Genomic DNA, 23343 nt, shown 5'->3' with positions numbered 1-23343 from the left:
GATGTGCATTGTTCCTGAAATATCGGAACAAACGGTCGTTCCGCGTTATGTTGTCTCCGTACCGAACCGATGCCGCGACACCCGATCCGGCGTGTCGCGGCATCGCGCCGTGCGAATGCGTTACGCTACAGCCGCGCCGCTCAGCGCCGGATAGTCGACATACCCGCGCGCATCGCCGCCGAAGAACGTGTCGCGCTGCGCATCGTTCATCGGCGCGCCCATCTTCAGCCGCGTCACGAAATCCGGATTCGCGAGCACCATCTGGCCGTACGCTTCGAGATCGGCGAGGCCCGCTGCGACATCCGTGCCGATCGCGTCGCGCGCGCGGCCCGGCCGGTTCACGATCAGCGTGCCGCTCCAGCGCTCGCGCAGGTCCGTGAGCAGCGGCTCGTCGCCCTGGTGCATCACGTGCAGGTACGCAAGGCCGAGCCGGTCGAGCTGCGTCGCCAGGTGGCGGTACAGGTCCGGCCCTTCCGCGCCTTCGTCGATCCCCCATAACGTAGTGCCGGGCGACAGGCGGATTGCCGTGCGGTCCGCGCCGATCTCGTCGGCGATCGCTTCGGCGACCTCGATCGCGAAGCGCGCGCGATTCGCGATCGAACCGCCGTAGGCGTCGCTGCGCGTATTGGCGTTCGGCGCGAAGAACTGCTGGACCAGATACCCGTTCGCGCCATGGATCTCGACGCCATCGGCGCCGGCTTCGATCGCGCGGCGCGCGGCGAAGCGGAAGTCGTTCACGGTGTCGCGCACCTCGTCCGTCGTCAGCGCGCGCGGCGCGGGAATCTCCTGCATCCCCTTCATCGTGAACATCGGCACGCCCGGCGCGATTGCCGACGGCGCGACGCCCTGGCGATGATGCGGCGTATTGTCGGGGTGCGACATGCGCCCCACGTGCATCAACTGGATGAACAGACGGCCGCCGCGCGCGTGCACGCGGTCGCTGATCGCCTTCCAGCCGGCGACGTGCGCATCGGTATAGATGCCGGGCGTCGTCAGGTAGCCCTGGCCGTCGTCCGACGGCTGCGTACCTTCGCTGACGATCAGGCCGAGGCCCGCGCGTTGTGCGTAGTACTCGGCGGCCCACTCGCCGGGCGTGCCGTCGAACGCGGCGCGGCTGCGCGTCATCGGTGCCATGACCAGGCGGTTCTGCAGCGTGTAGCGGCCGACACGGGCCGGGGTGAACAGTGCGTCCATGATGCGTGACTCCTCGAAGTTCGGGATGCGGGATCGGGGCGATCCCGCATCGGGCGGCGGCCGCGCACGTTGCGCCGGCCTCGCCTCCACGTGTGCATCATCCATTGCTTCTTTTTCGAGATAAATATGGTATTTTGGATAACATTGATCCATTGATGGAGCAGTGGGCGTGGAACTGCTGAACGACATGGCGCTGTTCGTGGAGGTCGTGAAGGCGAAGGGCTTTCGCAGCGCGGCCGACGCGCTGGGGATGCCGAACTCGACGCTGTCGCGGCGGATCGGCGCGCTGGAAAAGGCGATCGGCTTGCGGCTGCTGCATCGCACGACGCGCCGGATCGAGCTGACGGAGGCCGGGCAGCTGTATTTCGAGCGCTGCAAGCGCATCGTCGACGAGGCGCGGCTCGCGCACGAACAGCTCGGCGAACTGCTGGCCGAACCATCGGGTGTGCTGCGCGCGTCGTTTCCGGTCGATTTCGCGGTGATCTACCTGACGCCGCTGATCGTCGAATTCGCGAACCGTCATCCGAAGCTGACCTTCGATTTCGAGCTGACGTCACGGCGCGTCGATCTGGTGAGCGAGCCGTTCGACGTCGCGATCCGCATCGGCGAATCGGCGGATTCGCAGCTCGTCGCGCGGCGGCTCGCCACGTTCCGCAATCACCTGTATGCGTCGCCGCGCTATCTGGAGCGCTCGGGCGAGCCGCGCGAGCCGGACGACCTGACGCGGCATCAGTGCCTGAGCGTGCAGCGCGTCGCTGCATGGACGCTGCATGACGGCGCGCGGGAGGTCGAGGTGCCGGTGGGTGGGCGGTTCGTCGTGAACAGCGTCGGCATGAACCGGCAACTGGCCGTGCACGATGCGGGAATCATCCAGATGCCGGAGGAGGTCGTGGCCGACGACGTGGCCGCCGGAAGGTTGCGTCGCGTGCTGCCCGGATGGGAGGGCACGCCGGTGCCGGTCTATGCGATGACGGAAACGCGTTTGTTGCCCGCGAAGACGCAGATTTTCATCGAGTTTCTGCACGAGCATTTCGCGCAGGCGTGACAGCAGGGGCAGCGGCGGGCCGACGATCCGGCAGGCGGCGCGCAATCAGCGGTGCGGCGAGCGCGCACGCGAGCCCGATGGCGCTGCCCAGCGCGACGTTGACGAGGCGTTCGCCGGCATAGGTCCACGCGTGCCCGGCGACGACCAGTGCCGTCGCCGCGCACGCGCAGCGCGTCGCGAATGCGAGCCGGTAGGGGCGGATGCCGACGAGCGTGAGCAGGGTTGCAAACACGACCCAGGCGCGCGTGGCGGGATCGTCCGGTACCTGCAGCCCGATGAAGATGCCGACCGGCACGCCGGCCAGTACACCCAGCACGCGGTCGGCAAACTTGGCGCGTGCGCTTGCTGTGCTACCCGTTACGACGCTTGCCGCGGACCAGATCATCCATTGCCCGTGCTCGATGTGCCGCCATTCGACCAGCGCAGCCGCGCCGCCCACCGCGATCGCGACGGTCAGCATCACTTCGACCGACCACGCGCGATCGCCGTAATCGGTGCGCCGGGCCCAGGCCAGACAGCGCGCGCGGTGGCTGTCGCCGGAGCCGCGTGCGAGATCGGCGAGCGCTAGCGCGATGACCGGCAGCATGCCCGCCAGCAGGAACGGCAGGACCGCGAGCGCGCGCGGTACGAGCGCGCCGTGCGCGACGCCTTCCGCGCTTTCGCAGGCGAGATACAGCACGGGAATGAACGTATAGCTGCCGAGCGAGCGCAGCATGCGGCCCCACGCGGTGATGGCAATCGACGCGGCGCCGAGCGCGGCGGTTGCCGCGACGAAGGCGGGTGGCCACGCCAGTGCCGCCATCAGCACGACGAATCCCGCGCAGACAAGCAGGCCATGCGCGGCGGCGCCCAACGGCGCGAGCGCGACGCGCTCGACGCCGACCAGCAGCGCGATCGTGACGATCGACGCAATCAACCATTCCGCGCGGCCGGTCGCCAACGCGAGCGAGACGAGCGGAAGCAGTACGAGCGACGCGCGGGTTAGCGCCCGGAGATCGAGCGCGCCGGCGACGGACGCGGCGGCCGATCTCGCCGCGCGTCGTGCTGCGTGCAGGCCGGCCATGCCGCGGCGTGCCATCGTCCGCCTTCAGCCCGCGAGAGCGGCGAGCACGTCGGCGGAGGAGCGCACGAGGCCGAGTCTCGGGAAGATGAAACGCAGCGACGCGTCGTGCTGGTCGGCGGCCGCGCAACTCATCGCATCCTCGACGAACACGATCGAATAGCCGTGCTCGTAGGCCGCGCGTGCAGTCGATTCGACGCCGATATTCGTCGAGATGCCGCCGAGCACGATCGTCCGGATACCGCGCCGGCGCAACTGGAGATCCAGTTCGGTGCCGTGGAATGCGCCCCATTGCCGCTTGGTGATCAGGAGGTCGGATGGCGCGGCGTCGAGCACGTCCGGAAAGGTCCACCAGTCCGGCGGCAGGCCTGCCGCGGGCGGCGTTGCTGGCTGGTCGACGGGCTGCTTCAGCGCGTCGCCGAAATCCGCGCTCCAGCCGACGCGCACCAGCACGACCGCCGCGCCGGCTTCACGAAAGCGCTTCGCAAGCGGTGCGGCGGCGGCCAGCACGGCGTCGCCGGTACGCGGCGCTTTCGCGAAGCCGAGGATGCCTTGCTGCAGGTCGACGAGAACAAGGGCGGTGGTACGGGGATCCAGTGTGTCCAGCATGATGGCTCTCGATTGATTGGGACAGGACGAACCTGTATTGTGAGGGTCGTCTCACATTCAAATGTATGAGGATGGACTCACAAAAGTCAAGCCGTTCGGCGGGCGACGCCGTGCCGTCCGCGAAGGCACCCAGCCGGGCGCGCGGCCGAGCGCGCGTCGCCGCGCTGCTGGACGCCGCGGGCGTGGAATTCGCGGAAAAGGGGTACGAAGCGACGACGATGACGGCGATTGCGGCGCGCGCCGATTCGTCGATCGGTTCGCTGTACCAGTTCTTTCCGACCAAGGAACAGGTGGCCGCGGGGCTGCTCGAGCACTATCTGGCGTCGCTTGGCGACGAGCTCGATCAGTTGCGCACACTGGCGTCGTCCGGCGATCTAGTGCTGCTCGCGGCGCGTCTGACGACGGCGTTCGTGACGTTCCGGGTCGCGCATCCGGCGTTCGTCGTGCTGGTCGATGCGTACGATTTCGCGTTGCCGGGCGCGCTTGATGTGCGCACGCGCTTGCGCGGCGCGATCGGGACGGTGCTGGAGGCGCTCGCGCCCGGCATGCCGGCCGGCGAGCTTGCGGTGCGAGCGGCGATCGTGCAACACCTGATGAAGGCGGCCGTGGCGCTGAGTCGCGACGCGACGATCGCGGACCCGGCTGCCGCGCTTCGGGCGCTCGAGGGCGTAATGCTGCGCTATCTGGAGGAGACGGTGGAAACGGGCGCGTGATGTCGCGCCGAACGGGCCGGCGCGGCAGCGCGTGCGCGGCCCGTCACCCGGCCCGGGCGACGCTCATCGCGGCGCGAGCGATGATGAGGTGCGGACGGCCGAAGCGGGAGCAGCTGGCGCGTTGACGGGCATCATCCCGGCTTCCGCGTCGTCGCGCGGTTCGAGCACGAAGCGGAACGAATCGACCCTCTGCATCACCTTCGCCGCATACGCGTTCGAACCGCCATAGTTCTTCAGCCCGGCCTGCACGTTGCCGCCGGCCGCTCTCACGTAGCCCGACAGGATCGCGGACCCGACCTCGACGTTCGCGTTCGGCTCGGTCAGATCCTTCACGTTGCGCAGCAGGCCGCGGTGCGCGGCCGGCACGACCTGCATCAGCCCCGTCGCGCCGTGCTGGCCGCGCGCCTTTTCCTGGAAGCGCGATTCGATCGAAATGATGGCGTAAACGAGTGCCGGCGGCAGCGAATATTTCGTCGCAGTAACGCTCACGATATCGGCGAGCTTTGCGGCTCGTTCCTTCGCGACGCCGAATTTTTTCGTCAGGTAGGACGTGATGCGGCGGTTTGCTTCGTTCGGCTGATCGTTGGCGCTGGCGAGCGGCGCGGATGCGACGGACGGTGCCGATGCGGCCGCTTCGGGCGAGGACGCAGGAAGCGCGGGCGCTTGCTGCGCCGACGCCTGTTGCGCAATGCCGAGCGAAAGCACGATCAGACAGAAAAACCGTCGCATGGTGGAGTGCGGGGAATTGGGAGGCGCATAGTATATCGGCCAATCGCCGCCGGTGGTCGAGCGCCGGCTCGAATGAAAGCGCCGTGTAGGCTTGTATCGGTTCGCGACGATCGATGGGCCGATCGTTGCGCGGACACGCATCGGAGTCCGGATGAACGTCGCCGCCGGTTGCGGGATCGTATCCTCATTTCCCCGTGCACGGGGAAGCGACGCGAACCGCCTATGCGCGCCGCGCGGCCGCCATCCGCGCAATCGCGCCGATCGCATCGCTGACGAGCACCGCGAGCAGCCCGACGATCACGCCGCCCTGCAGCACGAACGCGGTGTTCGACGTCTGCAGGCCCGCGATGATCACGTCGCCGAGCCCGCGCGCGGCGACCGTCGAGCCGATCGTCGCGGTGCCGAGATTGATCACGACCGCGAGCCGGACGCCGTTGACGATTACCGGAAACGCGAGCGGCAGCTCGACCGACACCAGTTGCTGCCAGCCGCTCATCCCCATCCCGCGCGCGGCGTCGACGACGTCGCGCGGCACGTCTTCGAGCCCCGCGATCGTGCTTTCGAATATTGGCAGGAGCCCGTACAGAACGAGCGCGATCAGCACGGGTTTCAATCCGAAACCGACGGCCGGCACCGCGAGCGCGAGTACCGCGACCGGCGGGAAAGTCTGGCCGATGTCGACGACGCTGCGCGCGACCGGCAGGAAATCCGTGCCGGCCGGCCGCGTGACGAAGATGCCGGCCGCGACCGCGACAATCGTGCCGATCGCGCTCGACAGCGCGACCGTGCCGAGATGCGCGAGCGTGAGGTCGAGCAGGCTCGCGCGATCGTAGATGACCGGTGCGCCGTTATCCGCGAACGGCGCGAACATCCCCTGCAGCCATGCAGGGCGCAACAGCAGCACGAGCAGCAGCGCGAGTGCGGCCGCTCGGGCCGCATACGCGGGCAGCCGCCGGCGCAGCGCCGAACGCGTTGGCCGCACGCCGTGCGTCGTCATACGGGCTTCCTCGCGTGCTCGCGGATCGCGTCGAGCGTGATGCGGCGCGCGTCGCGGCCGTTGCCGTCGTCTACCGGCAGCGCGTCCGCACCGCGCCACAGCAGCTCGGACACCGCATCGCGCAGCGTGCGTGTCGCGGCGATAGGTTCGCCGTCGGCATGACCGGGTTCGGCCACCGCGTCGATCGGCGTCAGCGCGAGCAGGCGCAGCGGCCGGTCGACGCCCGCGACGAGCTGCTCGACGACGCCGGCTGCCGGCTTGCCGAGAATCTCGGCGGGCGGCGCGACCTGCAGCAGCCGTCCGCCGTCCATCACCGCGATCGTGTCGCCGAGCTTCAACGCTTCCTCGATATCGTGCGTGACGATCACGACCGTGACGCCGAGGCGGCGCTGCAGCGCGAACAGGTCGTCCTGCGCCTTGCCGCGAATGATCGGATCGAGCGCGCCGAACGGTTCGTCCATCAGCAGCATCCCGGGCTCGGCCGCGAGCGCGCGCGCGACGCCGACGCGCTGCTGCTGGCCGCCCGACAATTCGTGCGGCAGCTTGTCCGCGAATTCGGCCGGCGCGAGATGGAACAGGTCGAGCAACTCGTTCACGCGCGCTTCGATGCGCGCCGGTGGCCAGCCGAGCAGGCGCGGCACGGTCGCGATGTTGCGCGCGACGCTCCAGTGCGGAAACAGCCCGTGCCCCTGGATCGCATAGCCGATGCCGCGCCGAAGCTGCTCGGGCGCGACGGTGGCCGTATCGACGCCGTCGATGCGGATCGTGCCGCTGGTGGGCGCGATCAGCCGGTTGATCATGCGCAACAGCGTCGACTTGCCGCTGCCCGATGCGCCGACGAGCGCGGTGATCGTGCCGCGTTTCATCGTCAGCGATACATCGTCGACGGCGGCGACGTCGCCGAAGCGTTTGCCGACACGTTCGATCTCGATCATCCTGCACGCCCCTTCGCGAGCGACGTCGCGGCTTCGAACACGACGGCGGCCGCCAGTGCGAGCGCGATCGTCGGGATCGCGCCGAGCAGCACGAGATCGGCGGCCGATTGCCCGATCCCCTGGAAGATGAACGTGCCGAACCCGCCGCCGCCGATCAGCGCGGCGACCGCGGTCAGGCCGATGTTCTGCACGAGCACGATGCGCACGCCGCTCAGGATCACCGGCAGCGCGAGCACGAGATCGACGCGCAGCAGCCGCTGCGCGCGCGTCATGCCCATCGCGCGCGCTGCTTCGGTCACGTGCGGCGGCACTTGCTCGAGCCCGATCACGACGCTCGATGCAATCGGCAGCAGCGAATACAGGAACAGCGCGAGCACGGCCGGCGCGACGCCGATCCCGCGGATGCCGAGCGCGGCCGCGAGCGGCACGTGCGCGGCGAGCAGGCCGAGCGGCGCCATCATCAGCCCGTACATCGCGATGCTCGGGATCGTCTGCACGATATTGAGCACGGGCATCGCGACGGTGCGCACCGCCGCGATGCGCGCGCACGCGATGCCAAGCGGCACACCGGCGACGAGCGCGGCTGCGACCGAGCCGCCCGCGAGCGACACGTGCCGGGTCGCTTCGCGCCAGAAATCGTCGCTGCGCACCGCGTATTCGCGCATCACGGAGAGGCCGTCCCACCAGCCGCTCGCGAGCGGCACCGAGATCGCCGCAATCGCGACGACGAGCGCGACGAGGCGCCGCCACGGGCCGAACGCGAGCCGCGCGAGCGCGTCGGCGACGAGCACGGCCCACGCGAACAGCAGCAGCCAGGCACCGGCGGCGGGCGACACGCGCGCGAGCATGTCGTCGGGCGCGACGACGTGCGTCGCGGCCGCACCGACCGCATACGCGAGCGTTGCGAGCCACGTGCAGCCGGCCGCGAGCCGCCACGCGGGGCGGCTCGCCGTCATCGCCCACAGCGCGCCGGCGATCCACAGCGCGGCGAGCGCAGCGCCCTGCACGGCGGGCAGCGCGGCAAACACCGACAGCCCCGTGCCGGCCGCGATCCGGTTCGGCCGCAGCACCGCGAACGGCATGCCGAGCACGGCGACGATCGTCAGGACACCGATCAGGATGCCGACCTTGTCGGGTATCACGCGCCGCGCGGACGCCGCCGCGCGACCCGTCATTTAACGAAGCCCTTCGTTTTCAGGTAGCTTTTCGCGACACCTGCCGCCGGCTCGCCGTTGATCTGGATGCGCGCGTTCAGCGCCTGCAGCGTCTTCAGGTCGAGGCTCGCGAACACGGGCTTCAGGTAGTCGGCGATCTGCGGATGCGCTTTCAGCGCGGCTTCGCGGATCACGGGCGTCGGTGCATAGACCGGCTGCACGTGCTTGTCGTCGTCGAGCACCGCGAGGCCGCTCGATGCGATGCCGCCGTCGGTGCCGTAGACCATTGCGGCGTTCACGCCGTCGGTCTGGTTCGCGGCGGCCTTGATCGTCGCGGCCGTGTCGCCGCCGGACAGCACGACGAGCTGCTCGGGCTTCAGCTTGAAGCCGTACGCCTTCTCGAACGACGGCAGCGCGGACGCGCTGTTCACGAATTCGGCCGACGCCGCGAGCTTCAGCTTGCCGCCGCTCGCGATCCACTTGCCGAAATCGGAGAAGGTCTTCAGATGCTGCGACTGAGCGACAGGCGCGAGCACGGCGACGCCCCACGTGTTGTTCGCGGGCGCAGGTGCGAGCCACACGAGATGGTTCGCCGCGTAGTCGAGCTTCTTCGCGGTGTCGTAGCCCTGGCTCGCGTTCTTCCACACCGGATCGTCGGCCTTGTTGAAGAAGAACGCGGCATTGCCGGTGTATTCGGGATAGATGTCGATCTCGCCGCTCGTGAGCGCCTTGCGCACGATCGGCGTCGTGCCGAGCGCGATCTTTTCGGTGACGGGAATGCCGTGGGCCTTCAGCACCTGCGCGATGAGGTTGCCGAGCAGGTTGCCTTCGGTGTCGATCTTCGACGACACCACGACGGGCGTGTCGGCGTGCGCGCCGGGCGCAACGAGGGCGGCGGCGAACGCGAGGCCCAGGATCCGGGCGGGCAGGGCGAGTTTCATCGGGGCCAATCTCCAGGACGGGGGCGTACGCCGAAAGTTACTTGACTGAGCCGGCTTTGGCAAACCGCGTGCGGCGGCGTGCCCACAGCCCGTGTGGGGATAACCCGCATCCGTCATGCGGGCTTGCTACACTGAAATCCGTTCCCGCCTGCGGACACTTGCTGACATGAAACCCGAGCTGCTGGTCCTCATCGCATTGCGCGGCGACGCGCATCGCGAGATCGCCGCGTCGTTCGACGTGCGCTACGCCCCGACCGCCGAAGAACGCGAACGCGCGATCGCCGAACACGGCGGCACGATTCGCGCGGTGCTGACCAACGGCAGCACGGGCCTCACCGCTGCCGACATCGATCGTCTTCCGCAACTCACGTTCGTCAGCGCCCTTGGCGCCGGCTACGAGCATATCGACGTCGCGCATGCGAAGGCGCGCGGCATCACGGTCGTGACGGGCGCCGGTACCAACGACGATTGCGTCGCCGATCACGCGTTCGCGCTGCTGCTCGCGGCGGTGCGCGGTGTCGTGCGGCTCGATGCGAAAACCCGCGCCGGCGTATGGCGCGAGGGGCTGCCGATGCCGCCGAACGTGTCGGGCAAGAAGCTCGGCATCGTCGGGCTCGGCAAGATCGGCGAGAAGTGCGCGCGCCGCGCGGCCGGCTTCGACATCGAGATCGGGTATCACAACCGGTCGGCGAAGCCTGTTCCTTACCGCTATTTCGACCGGCTCGACGCGCTCGCGCAGTGGGCCGATTTCCTGATCGTCGCGACGCCGGGCGGCGCGGGCACGCGGCACATGATCGACCGCGCGGTGCTCGACGCGCTCGGCCCCGGCGGCTTTCTCGTCAACGTATCGCGCGGCAGCGTTGTCGATACCGCTGCTTTGGCAGACGCGCTGCGCGAAGGGCGCATCGCGGGTGCGGGGCTCGACGTGTATGAAGGGGAACCGGAGCCGCCGCGCGCGCTGACGGATCTCGACAGCGTCGTGCTGACGCCGCATATGGGCGGCTGGTCGCCCGAGGCGCTGGATCGTTCGGTACGGCAGTTTCTCGACAACGCCGCGCGGCATTTCGCGGGGCAGCCGGTGCTGACGCCCGTTTGAGTCACGGTTGAATCAGGTTTTTCGGAGATAAAACAGCGCGGACAGCGACCGACGTCGAGGAGACGTCGGCCGCCGTCCGCTTTGCGTCATGCGCGCCCGCTCACGACGAAGCCGAAACCAGCGGCACCGTCACCGACGTGCCGGCCGGATCGAGCGTCAGGCCGGTGCCGGGCGTCGGCCGCAGCGTCGCCTCGTTGTCGCTGGACAGCACGACGAGCCCCAGCCGGTGGCCGGCTTCGAGCTTGTAGTCGCGCGGCATGAACGTCAGCTTCAGGTCGTACGGCATCCCCGGCAGCACGGGTTCCGACAGCCAGTCGGACAGCCGGTTGCGCGGGTCGGTCCATGCGCGCGTGACGATCGTCGCCGTGCCGTCCGGTGCGCGGTCGACCAGCAGCGCCGTCACGTTGGCCACCCCCGTGAAGGTCAGCTTGACACGGGCCGTCGCGGTGCCGGACAGGCGCGTGGCGGCCGTGAACGGCGCGGTCTCGAAGCGGCTGCGGTTTTCGCCGGTCGGCGCATTCGCCAGCGTGAGCGCGGTAATGCGCGCATCGTCGGTGAAGCGTGCGAGCGGGCCGCCGGTCGGCATCCGCAGCAGCGTGCCGGTACTCGCGCCGTCGCCGCCCGCGAAATACGAAACCGGCGTCGCATGGCGCGCGGCCCAGTCGGCCTCCTTCAGCAGCTTGCCGTCCGCCTGCTCGATCACCGCGCGCGGATCGTGTTCGACACCGTTGTCATAACCGATCAGGTAGCGCGTAAACCACCGGTTCACCTCCGCGGTCCACGCGTCGGCCATCGCCGGCACGCGCGTCGGATCGGTGTGCTTCAGGCGGTGCAGCCACAGCTGCGTCGGCACGCCCTGGCGCCGCATCGCGAGATACCACGACGTCGACTGGTCGACGCGCACGTTGTCGTCGGTCAGCCCCTGCGCGACGAGTGCCGGCGCGGCCGCGAACGCGGTCGGGATGTCGCGCGCGGCCCAGAACGGCGAATAGTCGCCGGTCGTGCGGTTTTCCTTCTGCAATGCTTCGTCGATCAGGTGCGTGCAGCGCTCCGGATGCGCGTTCGTCAGCAGCGCCTTGATGTACACGTCGACGTCCTCGCCCTGATAGCCTTCCGGCGCGCGCACGAGCCCGCCCGAGCGGTAATAGCCGTACATGTTCGACAACCCGGCGACCGGCACGATCGCATCGAGCCCGCGCGTGCGCAGGCTCGCGACCATCTTCGGCAGCGTGCCGTCGTACGACACGCCGTACATACCGACGTGGCCCGTCGACCAGTTCGCGACGACCGTCTTGCCGCTCGCGTCCTTCGCGGTTGCATCGCGGCCGAGCCAGCGGATCACCGACGCCATCGCGACCGATTCGTCGCGCGTCAGGATCGTCGGGCAGCCGTCCGAGCCGGCGGTGCCGAGCGAATCCGCATAGACGATCGTGAAGCCGCGCGGCACGAAGTAGCCTTCGATCCACGAGCGCCCGGCGGCGGCCGCTTCGAGCTGCTGCAGCATTCGCGTCTGCGGGGCGGCGGCCATGATGCGCGCGGACGTCGATGCCGACGCGGATGCGCTTGCTGCCGGATGCGGCGTGCCGTCGAGCTCGACGTCGACGTCGTGGTTCGGGCTGTCGGCGAGCCCCGCGTAGTACGGGCTCGCGAGCACGATGACGGGCGTGCGTGCGCCGTTCGCGGTTTCGGCCGGGCGCACGATGCGCACGTGGATGCGGTCGCGCGTGCCGTCGCCGTCGGAGTCGACCGGCGTGTCGACCCACGCGTTCTCCTCGATCGTGCCGCCCGACAGCGACGGCTGCACCTGGCCGTTCGCGATCACGGGCCGGTAGCGTCCGCCGCTGGCCGGATTGGCGTACGGGACGCCGGACGGCGACATGCGTGACGCCAGCGACTGCGTATCGGCCGCCGATGCGGCGGCCCCCTCCTGTTGGCCTTGCGCGAGCGCAGATGTCCCCACCACGCTGCCGCCGTCGTCGCCGCCGCACGCGGCGAGCGTCGTGGCCGCAACGAGCGCGGGAAGCCATGCGCGCCGCAATCCGGTTCGATGAAAGTTCATTGTCGACCTCATTCTTGTTTGTGATTGTCCGGAACCGGCCGGCCCGCGATATGCCCCCTGCGGCCTGGCCGGGTGCTGCATCGGATGAAGCTGAACTGCGACTTCGAAAGCGCCGGGCGAGACGCCCGGGTGCCACGGCCGGTGTCGGCGCACGTTGCGCGGCGCGCCACCCGGCGAGCGTCGGGGCGGCTGCATCCCCCGACCGGAAAGCGTCAGCGCGGCGGCCGGTTCGGGCCGCGCGGCCGAAGCGATATCGGCAGCGTGATGCGAATACAGGAGTGCGAATCAAATGCGGGCATGCCCGACCTTCCTTCAGGTTTCAGATGAAACGGAACGGCACGATGCGATGAGGCGGGGGTGTTGCGAACGACAGTGCTGCAACGGCAGGAAAGCGCGACGCGTGTCGGCATGGCTGGCCGGATTTCTTTCCGGAAGCTTGCGCAAACTTATCTCAGTGAAATCTACGTGTCAAACTTTTTTAGTTTGTGTCAAACAAAGTTTCGATGTGTGCGCACGGCACGCGGCCACCAATCCTTGCGGAATCGGTGTCAACTTCGCCGGCATCCATCCGCAAACCATCAGAAACAGTCTGAAAGGAGGGAGAGGGCCATGACGATTTCGGTCACGCCGGACGACGGCAACAGCGTCGGTTTCCACGACATCGCGTAACGCCCGCGCCGGACGCCGCGCCTATTCGTCGCGCAGCGCTTCGGCCGGCCGCACTCGCGCGGCACGCCAGCTCGGGTACAGCGTCGCGACGCACGACATCAGGAACGCGGCCGCGGCGATCTCGATCACGTCGATCGCCGCGAGCTTCGACGGCAGCGAACTGAGGAAATACACGGACGGTGTCAGGAAGCGGATGCCGAGCAACTGCTCGATCGCCGACAGCACCCACGGGATGCTGACCGCGATCGAGCAGCCGAGCGCGACGCCCGCCAGCGTGCCGGCGAGGCCGATCGTCATCCCCTGGATCGCGAAGATCTTCGTGATCGACCCGGGCGGCGCGCCGAGCGTGCGCAGGATCGCGATGTCGCCCTGCTTCTGCGTGACGGTCATCACCAGCGACGATACGAGATTGAACGCGGCGACCGCGACGATCAGCATCAGGATCAGCGACAGCATGCGTTTCTGCAGCCGCTCGGCTTCGAACCACGTACGGTTCTGCCGCGTCCAGTCGCGGATATAAAGATCGCCCGACAGCGTGCGCGACAGCGCCAGCGCGATGTCCGGCGCGCGTTGCAGATCGTCGAGACGCAGCCGGATGCCGGTCGGCGCGGGCACGTTGAACAGCTTCCGCGCATCGCTGATGTGAATGTACGCAAGCGCGCTGTCGTATTGATAGTGGCCCGACTCGAACGTGCCGACCACGTTGAACTGCCGGAACCGCGGCAGCGCATCGCCGATGCGCGCGCTGTTGCCGGGCGCGAAGAACGTGATGCGGTCGCCGATCTTCACGTGCAGCGTGTCAGCCAGCGCGGCGCCGAGCACGATGCCCATCTCGCCCGGCACGAGCGCGTCGAGGCGCCCGGTCTTCAGCTTGCGCGCGATCGCGGACACGCGCGGCTCGAGCACGGGATCGATGCCGCGCAGCGCGACGCCCGTCACGCTGCCCGCGTTCGTCAGCAGCGCCTGCGCGTCGACATAGGGCGCGACGGCGCGCACGGCCGGGTTCCGCAGCGATTCGTGCGCGGTGAGCCGCCAGTCGGGCAGCGCGCCGGACGGCGAGAAGATTTCCACATGCGCGAGCACCGACAGCATCCGGTCGCGCACCTCGGTGCGAAAGCCGTTCATCACCGACAGCACGACGATCAGCGCGGCGACGCCGAGCGCGATGCCGGCCATCGCGGCGCCGGCAATGAACGACACGAAGCCGTCGCCGGCCGAGCGCCGGCCGCCGCGCGCGTAGCGCAGCCCGATCTGCCATTCGAACGGGAGTTTCAAGCGATTTCCTTTCAATTCGATACGAACCACGTCGAGCCGCGCATTCTAGCGAACGCGGCGCGAGTGCGTGCAGAGATCGGGGGGCGGGCGGAACGGCTAGCCGACCGGCTGGTCATTCGCCTGCGTTGCGCGCCGACACACCGATATTTCCATCGTTTCGGCTCTGACCCATAATGTCGGCCAGCATCCGGTCGAACCAAACATTCCAAGCATTCACGGCGCAACCAGGGCCGCGCCGTCACAGACCAATAAATCTCGGGGTACGTCGCCGCAGCCGGCAGCACGTCCTTGACAAGGAAATAACAAAATGGATTTGCTGCGTTTCCTGCTGCTCCTGCCGATTCGCGCGGCGGGCTTCGTCTGGCGCCTGCTCGGCCGCGTGCTGCGGCCGCTGGTCGGCGACGTATCGTGGACGGCGCCCGCGTGGGCGGGCATCACCGCCGCGGCCGTGCGCCGCCGCCCGTGGCATGCCGGCGGCATCGTGCTGCTCGCGGCCGCGCTCGGTTACGGCGGGTACTGGTTCAAGCATCGCCCGAAGCCGCCCGAGCCCGAAACCGTCGGCTTTACCGTGAAGGCGCCGGCGATCACGACCTACGAGGTCGACGACAGCGACAAGCCGAAGATCACCGTGCATCCGCTCGAAGTGGCGTTCTCCCGATCGGCCGCGCCGATCGAACTGGTCGGCAAGCCGGCCGGGCAGGGCATCGAGATGACGCCCGCGCTGAAGGGCGCGTGGGAGTGGGCCGACGACAAGACGCTGCGCTTCACGCCGGCGGCCGACTGGCCGGTCGGTGCGCACGTCGAGGTGCGCTTCGCGGTGCGCCAGGTGTTCGCGCCGCAGGTGACGATGCACGACGACCATTTCGCGTTCGACCTGCCGGCGTTCACCGCGCAGTCGGGCGACAACCAGTTCTACCAGAACCCCGACAATCCGGCGGAGAAGCAGGCGCTGCTGCAACTGCGCTTCAACTATCCGGTCGATCCTGCCGAGTTCGAGAAGCGTATCGGCCTCGTGCTGGTCGGCCGCGACGGCAAGACCGTGTCGCCGCTGCGCTACACGGTCAACTACGACAAGATGAAGACGAGCGCGTGGGTCCATTCGCAGCCGCTCGAGATTCCGAAAGATCCGCTGTCGGTGCGGCTCGACGTCGACAAGGGCGTGAAGAGCGCGCGCGGCGGCGACGGTACGCCGGCCGTGCTGCATGCGTCGGTCGGCGTGCCGGGGCTTTACAGCCTGACAATCGGCAACGTTGCGCCGACGCTCGTCGACAACGAGCGTTACGAGCCCGAGCAGGTGCTCGTCGCCGAAACGTCCGACGGCGTGCGCAGCGCCGATCTCGCCGCGCGCGCGAAGGCGTGGGTGCTGCCGAAGCGCAAGCCGGGCGTCGATCAGTCCGACGACGATCCGCCGTACGAATGGAACGTGGCCGACATCAGCGACGCGGTGCTGAAGCAGTCGAAGCCGCTGCCGCTCGCAGCGGTGCCGACCGAGAACGACTTCGCGACGCTGCAAAGCTTCAAGTATCACGCGACGCCGGGAGACCGCATCGTCGTGCGTTTCGAAGGCGACCTGAAATCGGCCGGCGGCTATCTGCTCGGCGCGCCGGTGACGACCGCGTTCACGGTGCCCGACTATCCGAAGCTGCTGCGCTTCATGGCCGACGGTTCGCTGCTGTCGATGAGCGGCAGCAAGCGGCTGTCGGTCGTATCGCGCAACCTGCCGGGGATGAAGGTCGAGATCGGCCGCGTGGTGCCCGACCAGCTCCAGCATCTCGTGAGTTTCAACAACGGCACGTACGCGCGGCCCGAGCTGTCGTATTCGTTCAGCGAGGATCACATCGTCGAGCGCTTCGTGCAGACGCGCGCGTTCCCGGCCGGCGACCCCGGCAAGGCGCATTACGAAGGCATCGATCTCGGCCAGTACCTGAAGGGCGGCAAGCGCGGCGTGTTCCTGCTGCACCTGTCGAAGTACGATCCGGCGGCCGAGAAGAAGACAGACGATGCGAAGGATGGCGATGCATCGTCGGGCGACGGCAGCCAGGATCAATCCGACAACGCCGATTCGGGCGACAGCAACGGCAACGGCGATGACAGCGACAACGCGCTCGGCGACACGCGCCTGATCGTCGTGACCGATCTCGGGATGCTGATCAAGCGCGCGCTGGACGGCAGCCAGGACGTGTTCGTCCAGTCGATCCGCAACGGCCGTCCGGTTGCGGGCGCAACCGTGTCGGTGCTCGCGGTGAACGGCCAGACGCTGTTCTCGCAGACCACCGGCGCCGACGGCGTCGTGCATTTCCCCGCATTCAAGGGGCTCGACCGCGAGAAGCGTCCGCAACTGTATGTCGTGAAGAAGGACGGCGACCTGTCGTTCCTGCCGGTGGCCGGACGCGATCGCCAGCTCGATTTCTCGCGCTTCGACGTCGACGGCGAACGCAACGCGACGGGCCAGGGGCAGCTGTCCGCGTACCTGTTCTCGGATCGCGGCCTGTACCGCCCCGGCGATCCGTTCCACATCGGCCTGATCGTGCGCGCGGCGAGCTGGGCGCGCAGCCCGGCCGGCGTGCCGCTGCAGGCGGAGATCGTCGACCCGCGCGGGATCACCGTCGAACGCAAGCCGGTGACCGTCGACGCGACGGGCTTCACGGAAATTGGCTATACGACGGCCGAAACGTCGCCGACCGGCACGTGGACGGTCAACCTGTACATCGTCAAGGACGGCCAGCCGGGTGCCGAGCCGATCGGCAGCACGACGGTGCAGGTGAAGGAGTTCCTGCCCGACCGGATGAAGGTCGACGCGAAGCTGTCGCAGCAGGTCGTCGAAGGGTGGGTGAAGCCGAAGGGGCTGAAGGGCATCGTCGATGCGCAGAACCTGTTCGGCACGCCGGCCGAGAAGCGCCGCGTCGCGGCGACGCTGACGTTGCGCCCGGTATGGCCGTCGTTCCGCAGCTGGCAGGGCTACCGCTTCTTCGACGCGCGGCGCGCGAAGGAAGGCTATACGACGACGCTGCAGGACGGCACGACCGACGACAAGGGCCATGCCGAGTTCGACCTCGATCTCGACAAGTACGCGGATGCGACCTATCAGCTCTACTTCCAGGCGAAGGCGTATGAAGCGGAAGGCGGGCGCAACGTCGCCGCGAACGCGCAGACGCTCGTGTCGAACAACGACTGGCTCGTCGGCTACAAGTCGGTCGACGATCTCGGCTACGTGAAGCGCGGCAGCCCGCGCACGGTGCGGCTCGTCGCGATCGACCCGGGCGCGAAGGCGATCGACGTGAAGGACCTGCGCGCACAGCTCGTCGAGGAACGCTACGTGTCGGTGCTGACCAAGCAGGATTCCGGCGCGTACAAATACGATTCGCGGCTGAAGGAAGTGCCGGTCGACGAGAAGCCGCTGACGATTCCGGCGGCCGGGCTCGACTTCGCGCTGCGCACCGACAAGCCGGGCAGCTATGCGCTCGTGATCCGCCGCGCGGACGGCACCGCGGTGAACCGGATCGAGTATTCGGTTGCGGGCGACGCGAACGTCACGCGTTCGCTCGACCGCAACGCCGAGCTGCAGGTGAGCCTCGCGAAGCACGACTACAAGCCGGGCGAGCAGGTCGAGATCGCGATCCGCGCGCCTTACGCGGGCAGCGGCCTGATCACGATCGAGCGCGACAAGGTGTATGCGCACGCATGGTTCCATGCGGACACGACGAGCTCGATCCAGCACATCACGGTGCCGGCCGGCTTCGAAGGCAACGGCTACATCAACGTGCAGTACATCCGCGATCCGTCGTCGGACGAGATCTTCATGAGCCCGCTGAGCTACGGCGTCGTGCCGTTCTCGGTGAACCTCGACGCGCGCCGCAACGCGCTGACCATCGACGCGCCGGCGCTCGTGAAGCCGGGCGACACCGCCACCTTCACCGTGCATTCGGCGAAGCCCGCGAAGGTCGTCGTGTTCGCCGTCGACGAGGGCATCCTGCAGGTCGCGCGCTACAAGCTCGGCGATCCGCTGAAGTTCTTCTTCCGCAAGCGGATGCTCGAAGTCGGCACGTCGCAGATCCTTGACCTGATCCTGCCGGACTTCGAGAAGCTGATGGCGATGGCCGCGCCCGGCGGCGACGCCGACGACGCGATCGGCCGCCAGTTGAACCCGTTCAAGCGCAAGCGCGACAAGCCGGTCGTCTACTGGTCGGGAATCGTCGACGTGAACGGCGACACGCGCCTGAGCTACACGGTGCCCGACTACTTCAACGGGAAGCTGCGCGTGATGGCGGTTTCGGTGTCGCCCGACCTGGTCGGCACGTTCGAAGGCGCGACGACGGTGCGCGGCGATTTCGTGCTGTCGCCGAACGTGCCGACGACGCTCGCGCCGGGCGACGAGGCCGACGTGAGCGTCGGCGTCGCGAACAACCTGACGGGCGTCGGCAGCCAGCCGGTGCCGGTCGCGGTCACGCTGAAGACGGGCCCGCAGTTGCAGGTGATCGGGCCGGCGACGCAGAACGTCGCGCTAGCGCCGCAGCACGAGGGCGTCGCGCTGTTCCGCGTGAAGGCGACCGACACGCTCGGCTCGGGCATGCTGTCGTTCGGCGCGCGCTACGGCGCGAAGGGCGCGCAGCAGCGCGTCGACGTGTCGGTGCGGCCGGCGGCCGCGTTCCGCACGCAGCTCGACATCGCGCGGCTCGATCCGGGCAAGAAGGCGAGCGTGCCGAACCTGCGGCCGATGTACGACGCGTATGCATCGCGCGACGCGAGCATCTCGACCGCGCCGCTCGTGTTGTCCGAAGGGCTGTCGTCGTATCTCGTCAACTTCGACCACTACTGCAGCGAGCAGATGGTGAGCGCGGCCGTACCGCGCGTGTTCGCGTCGAAGTGGCTGTCGGTGCGCGCGCTGACGAGTGCGATGCATGCGCCCGAAGCCGGTGCCGATGCAGCAAATGCCAGCGCAATCACGCAGTTCGTCGGCGTGCTGCGCAGCCGGCAGAACGCGCAGGGCGGCTTCGGCCTGTGGAGCGCGACGCCGGATGCCGATCCGTTCGTGTCCGCTTATGCGATGCACGTGCTGCTCGACGCGCGCGAACGCGGCACGGCCGTGCCGAAGGACATGCTCGACGCGGGCAACCAGTATCTGCAGAAGCTCGCGGCGAACGATTCGCTCGGCTCGCTCGACCTGCTGCGGCAGCGCGCGTACGCGGTGTACCTGCTGACGCGCCAGGGCAACGTGACGACCAACAGCCTCGCGGCCGTGCAGAAGCGCCTGCAGGATGCGTATCCGAACGACTGGAAGAACGATCTCGCGGCCGCATGGCTCGCCGCATCGTATCAACTGCTGAAGCAGGACAAGGAGGCCGCTGCGCTGATCGCGGGCCCGCAGGCGCTGCTCGAACGCAAGCGTGCGTCCGACGGCGGTTACGTGGCGGGCTACTACATCGATCCGCTGACGCGCGACGCGAGCGTGCTGTACCTGCTCGCGAAGCACTTCCCCGAGCGCGTGCGCAAACTGTCGCCGCGTGCGATGGACAACATCGCCGCGCCGCTGGTCGACAACCGCTACAACACGCTGTCGTCGGCGATGACGATCCTCGCGCTCGATGCGTATGCGGCGTCGAACGCGAGCCAGCTCGACCAGCTCGCGATCGACGAGGTGCGTGCGGGTGCCGCGCCGAAGGACGTGTCGTCGATCCAGGCGAACCTCGTGCGCTCGGGCACGTGGGCGGCCGGTGCGTCGCGCGTCGACTTCGTGAACGGCAGCGCGCTGCCCGCGTGGTGGGTCGCGAGCCAGTCGGGCTACGACCGCGGCACGTCGACGAAGGCGATCAAGAACGGGCTCGAGATCGTGCGCGACTACACCGATACGAACGGCAAGCCGCTCGACAGGATCACGCTCGGACAGGAAATCGACGTACACCTGAAGATCCGCGCGACGGGCTCGGCGAACGTCGGCAATATCGCGATCGTCGATTTGCTGCCAGGCGGCTTCGACCCGGTGATCGCGCCGCCGCCGGCGCCCGACGCGCAGGACGGCGACGGCAATGGCGACGGCGGCGCGTCGGCGCCGGCGGCCGATGCACCGTGGCGCTCGCCGATCGGCGTGACGGGTTCGACGTGGCAGCCGCAGTTCGCGGATGTGCGCGAGGATCGCGTGGTGATCTATGGCACCGCGACCACCGATGTGCGCGAGTTCGTCTACCGGATCAAGGCGAGCAACGCGGGCCGCTTCGTCGCGCCGCCTGCGTATGGCGAGTCGATGTACGACCGCCGCGTGCAGGCGCAGGCGCCCGGCGGCACGACGCTGACGGTGGAGCGCGTGCGATGACGGCGCGCTTGCATTGGCCGTGCCGGGTGGCAGGAGTGCCCGCGCGTGGCTGACGCATCCGTGCTGCGGCGCGCGCTGCATGGCGCCGGCCGCTGGCTGCATCGCTGGCAGAACTGGATCGCCGGCGCGCTGCTCGTGTTCGGCGCGCTGGCCGCGTGCCGGTTGTGGCCGCACCCGCCGCTGCGCGACTGGAAGCCGTCGTCGGTCGCGGTGACCGACGCGCACGGCCGGCTGCTGCGCCTGACGCTCGCGAAGGACGACCGCTACCGGCTGTGGGTGCCGCTCGACCGGATGTCGCCGCAGCTCGTCGAAGCCGTGATGCTGCACGAGGACCGCTGGTTCCGGTGGCATCCGGGCTTCAACCCATACGGGCTCGCACGCGGCGCGTGGATCACGTACGTGCGCGGCGGCAATCCGCAGGGCGGCTCGACGCTGACGATGCAGCTTGCGCGCTCGCTGTGGCGCCTGAACACGCGCACACCGGCCGGCAAGCTCGAGCAGGTCGCGCGCGCGGTGCAGCTCGAACTCTTCTACTCGAAGCGGCAGATCCTCGAAGCCTATCTGAACGATGCGCCGTATGGCCGCAACGTCGAAGGCGCGGGCACCGCGAGCGTCGTCTATTTCGACCGGACGCCCGACGCGCTGACGCTGCCCGAGGCGCTCGCGCTCGCGGTGATTCCGCAGGACCCGGCGCGGCGCGTGCGCGGCGGGCAGGACGAGATCAACCGCGCGCTGGCCGCGTCGCGCAACCGGCTGTACGCGCGCTGGCTGACGAAGCACCCGCGCGATGCGTCGCTCAAGCCGCTGTTCGCGTTGCCGCTCGCGATGCGGCCGCTGTCGGCGCTGCCGTTCGACGCACCGCACGTGGTCGACCAGGCGCTTGCCGAGCGCAGCGCATGGCGCACGACATCGGGCGATGCCGGCGCACAGCTCGTGACGACACTCGATCTCGATCTGCAGCGCACGCTCGAACGGCAGATCGCGCGCTACGTCGCTCGCAACGACACGCGCGGCGTGCGCAATGCAGCCGCACTGCTCGTCGATACGCGCGACATGGGCGTGAAGGCGCTGGTCGGCTCCGCGAATTTCTTCGATCGCACGATCGACGGGCAGGTGAACGGCACGCTCGCGCGGCGCTCGCCGGGCTCGACGCTCAAGCCGTTCATCTATGCGCTCGGTTTCGACCAGGGCGTGCTGCATCCGCAGACCGTGCTGCGCGACGTGCCGACCGCGTTCGGCCCGTATGCGCCGGAGAATTTCGACGGCCATTTCCTCGGGCCGATCACCGCGACCGATGCGCTGAACCGCAGCCGCAACGTGCCGGCCGTGTGGGTCGCATCGCAGCTCAAGTCGCCCGATTTGTACGGCTTCCTGCAGGAAGCCGGCGTGCGCCGGCTCGCGAGCGCGCAGCACTACGGGCTCGCGCTCGTGCTCGGCGGCGGCGAAGTGACGATGCAGGATCTCGCGGCGCTCTACGCGATGCTCGCGAATCGCGGCGAGTTCAGGCCGCTGCGGCTGCGCGCGGACGAACCGGCCGCGCCCGGCCGGCGCCTGCTGAGCACGGAGGCGAGCTACATGACGATGGACATGCTGCGCCAGCACCTGCGCCCCGACGAGACGAGCGGCGCGCAGCCGTCGGGCGTGCCGGTCTACTGGAAGACCGGCACGTCATGGTCGTTTCGCGATGCGTGGACGGCCGGCGTGTTCGGCCCGTATGTGCTGGTTGTATGGGTCGGCAACTTCGACAATTCGACCAACACGGCCTTCGTCGGCGTCGATGCGGCCGCGCCGCTGTTCTTCCAGATCGTCGACGCGCTGAACGCCGAGCGCACGCTCGTCGAGCCGCCGCGCGCGGTGCCGCCGCACCTGAAGCGCGTGCGGATCTGTCTTGCAAGCGGCGACTTGCCGAACGAATGGTGCCCGCAGCAGGGCTGGACGTGGTTCATTCCGGGCACGTCGCCGATCCGCGTGAGCACCGTGCACCGGCCCGTCGTGATCGACGATGCGACGGGGAAGGCCGCATGCCCGCCGTACGACGGCAAGCATACGCATACGGAGATCTTCGAGTTCTGGCCGTCGGACCTGCAGCAGGTGTTCGCGCAGGCCGGCATTCCGCGCCGGCGGCCGCCGCAGAACGCGGACTGCCGCGATGCGGGGCAAGTGGACGGCGACCCGCCGCGCATCACGTCGCCGCTGCGCGGCAGTACCTATGCGATGCGCGTGAAGAGCGCCGACGATACGCGCATCGCGTTCAATGCGACAGCCGATGCGAGCGCGCATGCGCTTTATTGGTTCGTCAACGATGCGTATGTCGGCCGCAGCGCGCCTGGCGACGCGCTGTTCTGGCAGCCGCGCACGGCCGGCGGTTATACGGTGCGGGTGGTCGACGATCATGGCCGCAGCGACCAGCGGCCGCTGGCGGTCGGGCTCGAGCAGTAAGCGCGACGGAATCGATCGCGGCGATCTCGCCCATGCGGCAGTCGAACGCGGCGAAGCCGGTCAGGTCGCCCGAGCGGGCGGTCGCTTGTGCGATCTGTCCGGACCGGCCTTCGTGCGCCGG

Annotated in this window: 15 protein-coding genes; 5 read left to right on the top strand and 10 right to left on the bottom strand. The window is 68.7% G+C overall.

The window, feature by feature from the left end; translation table 11 throughout:
• Positions 1 to 120 precede the first annotated feature (120 nt).
• The gene (locus FPJ27_RS16685) at positions 121 to 1194 is read right to left on the bottom strand and encodes an alkene reductase (protein WP_204421861.1); all 1074 of its coding nucleotides are present in this window, start codon (positions 1192 to 1194) and stop codon (positions 121 to 123) included.
• A gap of 169 nt (positions 1195 to 1363) precedes the next feature.
• Here FPJ27_RS16685 and FPJ27_RS16680 point away from each other — a divergent pair, with 169 nt between their 5' ends.
• On the top strand, positions 1364 to 2239 hold the full coding sequence (locus FPJ27_RS16680; protein WP_204421860.1) for a LysR family transcriptional regulator: 876 nt from the start codon (positions 1364 to 1366) through the stop codon (positions 2237 to 2239).
• On the opposite strand, the gene FPJ27_RS16675 is transcribed toward FPJ27_RS16680, so the two are convergent.
• Together FPJ27_RS16675 and FPJ27_RS16670 are read right to left on the bottom strand one after the other, a co-directional pair.
• A complete protein-coding gene (locus FPJ27_RS16675) occupies positions 2202 to 3317 on the bottom strand; it encodes an FUSC family protein (protein WP_204421859.1) in 1116 nt (371 codons plus the stop codon). The two genes, FPJ27_RS16680 and FPJ27_RS16675, sit on opposite strands and share 38 nt — an antisense overlap.
• Before the next feature lie 9 nt (positions 3318 to 3326).
• Complete coding sequence (locus tag FPJ27_RS16670; protein WP_204421858.1) at positions 3327 to 3908, bottom strand: hydrolase; 582 nt, start codon at positions 3906 to 3908, stop codon at positions 3327 to 3329.
• Positions 3909 to 4018: 110 nt separating this feature from the next.
• Between FPJ27_RS16670 and FPJ27_RS16665 the strand changes: the two genes are divergently transcribed.
• Complete coding sequence (locus FPJ27_RS16665; RefSeq protein ID WP_204421857.1) at positions 4019 to 4621, top strand: TetR/AcrR family transcriptional regulator; 603 nt, start codon at positions 4019 to 4021, stop codon at positions 4619 to 4621.
• Positions 4622 to 4684: 63 nt separating this feature from the next.
• Here FPJ27_RS16665 and FPJ27_RS16660 read toward each other — a convergent pair whose 3' ends face one another.
• From FPJ27_RS16660 to FPJ27_RS16640, 5 genes are all read right to left on the bottom strand, one after another.
• Positions 4685 to 5350: a lytic transglycosylase domain-containing protein gene (locus FPJ27_RS16660; RefSeq protein ID WP_072444447.1), complete on the bottom strand. Its 666-nt coding sequence runs from the start codon at positions 5348 to 5350 to the stop codon at positions 4685 to 4687.
• Between the two features lie 220 nt (positions 5351 to 5570).
• Positions 5571 to 6347: an ABC transporter permease gene (locus tag FPJ27_RS16655; RefSeq protein ID WP_204421856.1), complete on the bottom strand. Its 777-nt coding sequence runs from the start codon at positions 6345 to 6347 to the stop codon at positions 5571 to 5573.
• Positions 6344 to 7282: an ABC transporter ATP-binding protein gene (locus FPJ27_RS16650; protein WP_204421855.1), complete on the bottom strand. Its 939-nt coding sequence runs from the start codon at positions 7280 to 7282 to the stop codon at positions 6344 to 6346. Before FPJ27_RS16650 ends, FPJ27_RS16655 begins: the two co-directional genes overlap by 4 nt.
• Positions 7279 to 8457: an ABC transporter permease gene (locus FPJ27_RS16645; RefSeq protein WP_204421854.1), complete on the bottom strand. Its 1179-nt coding sequence runs from the start codon at positions 8455 to 8457 to the stop codon at positions 7279 to 7281. The genes FPJ27_RS16650 and FPJ27_RS16645 overlap by 4 nt, the downstream gene beginning before the upstream one ends.
• Entirely contained in the window at positions 8454 to 9377 is a 924-nt protein-coding gene (locus FPJ27_RS16640) for an ABC transporter substrate-binding protein (RefSeq protein ID WP_204421853.1), read from the bottom strand. Before FPJ27_RS16640 ends, FPJ27_RS16645 begins: the two co-directional genes overlap by 4 nt.
• 166 nt (positions 9378 to 9543) lie before the next feature.
• On the opposite strand from FPJ27_RS16640, the gene FPJ27_RS16635 reads away from it, so the two are divergent.
• Entirely contained in the window at positions 9544 to 10473 is a 930-nt protein-coding gene (locus FPJ27_RS16635; protein WP_204421852.1) for a 2-hydroxyacid dehydrogenase, read from the top strand.
• 100 nt (positions 10474 to 10573) lie between these two features.
• On the opposite strand, the gene FPJ27_RS16630 is transcribed toward FPJ27_RS16635, so the two are convergent.
• Positions 10574 to 12532, bottom strand: coding sequence for a Xaa-Pro dipeptidyl-peptidase (locus FPJ27_RS16630; protein WP_204421851.1), 1959 nt, complete (start codon positions 12530 to 12532; stop codon positions 10574 to 10576).
• A 690-nt stretch (positions 12533 to 13222) separates the two neighbouring features.
• Positions 13223 to 14476, bottom strand: coding sequence for a lipoprotein-releasing ABC transporter permease subunit (locus FPJ27_RS16625; protein ID WP_204421850.1), 1254 nt, complete (start codon positions 14474 to 14476; stop codon positions 13223 to 13225).
• A gap of 307 nt (positions 14477 to 14783) precedes the next feature.
• Between FPJ27_RS16625 and FPJ27_RS16620 the strand changes: the two genes are divergently transcribed.
• Both FPJ27_RS16620 and pbpC read left to right on the top strand, forming a co-directional pair.
• Positions 14784 to 20783 (top strand): alpha-2-macroglobulin, encoded by a 6000-nt coding sequence (locus FPJ27_RS16620; protein ID WP_204421849.1) that lies wholly within the window; start codon positions 14784 to 14786, stop codon positions 20781 to 20783.
• Positions 20784 to 20828: 45 nt separating this feature from the next.
• A complete protein-coding gene (gene pbpC / locus FPJ27_RS16615; RefSeq protein WP_204421848.1) occupies positions 20829 to 23222 on the top strand; it encodes a penicillin-binding protein 1C in 2394 nt (797 codons plus the stop codon).
• Positions 23223 to 23343: the final 121 nt, after the last annotated feature.

Origin of the sequence: Burkholderia sp. MS455 (genome assembly GCF_016899445.1) — a bacterium.
Taxonomy (GTDB): Bacteria; Pseudomonadota; Gammaproteobacteria; order Burkholderiales; family Burkholderiaceae; genus Burkholderia; species Burkholderia pyrrocinia_C.
The sequence above is the reverse complement of the archived record's forward strand: the minus strand, read 5'-3'. Positions and strand labels throughout refer to the sequence as shown.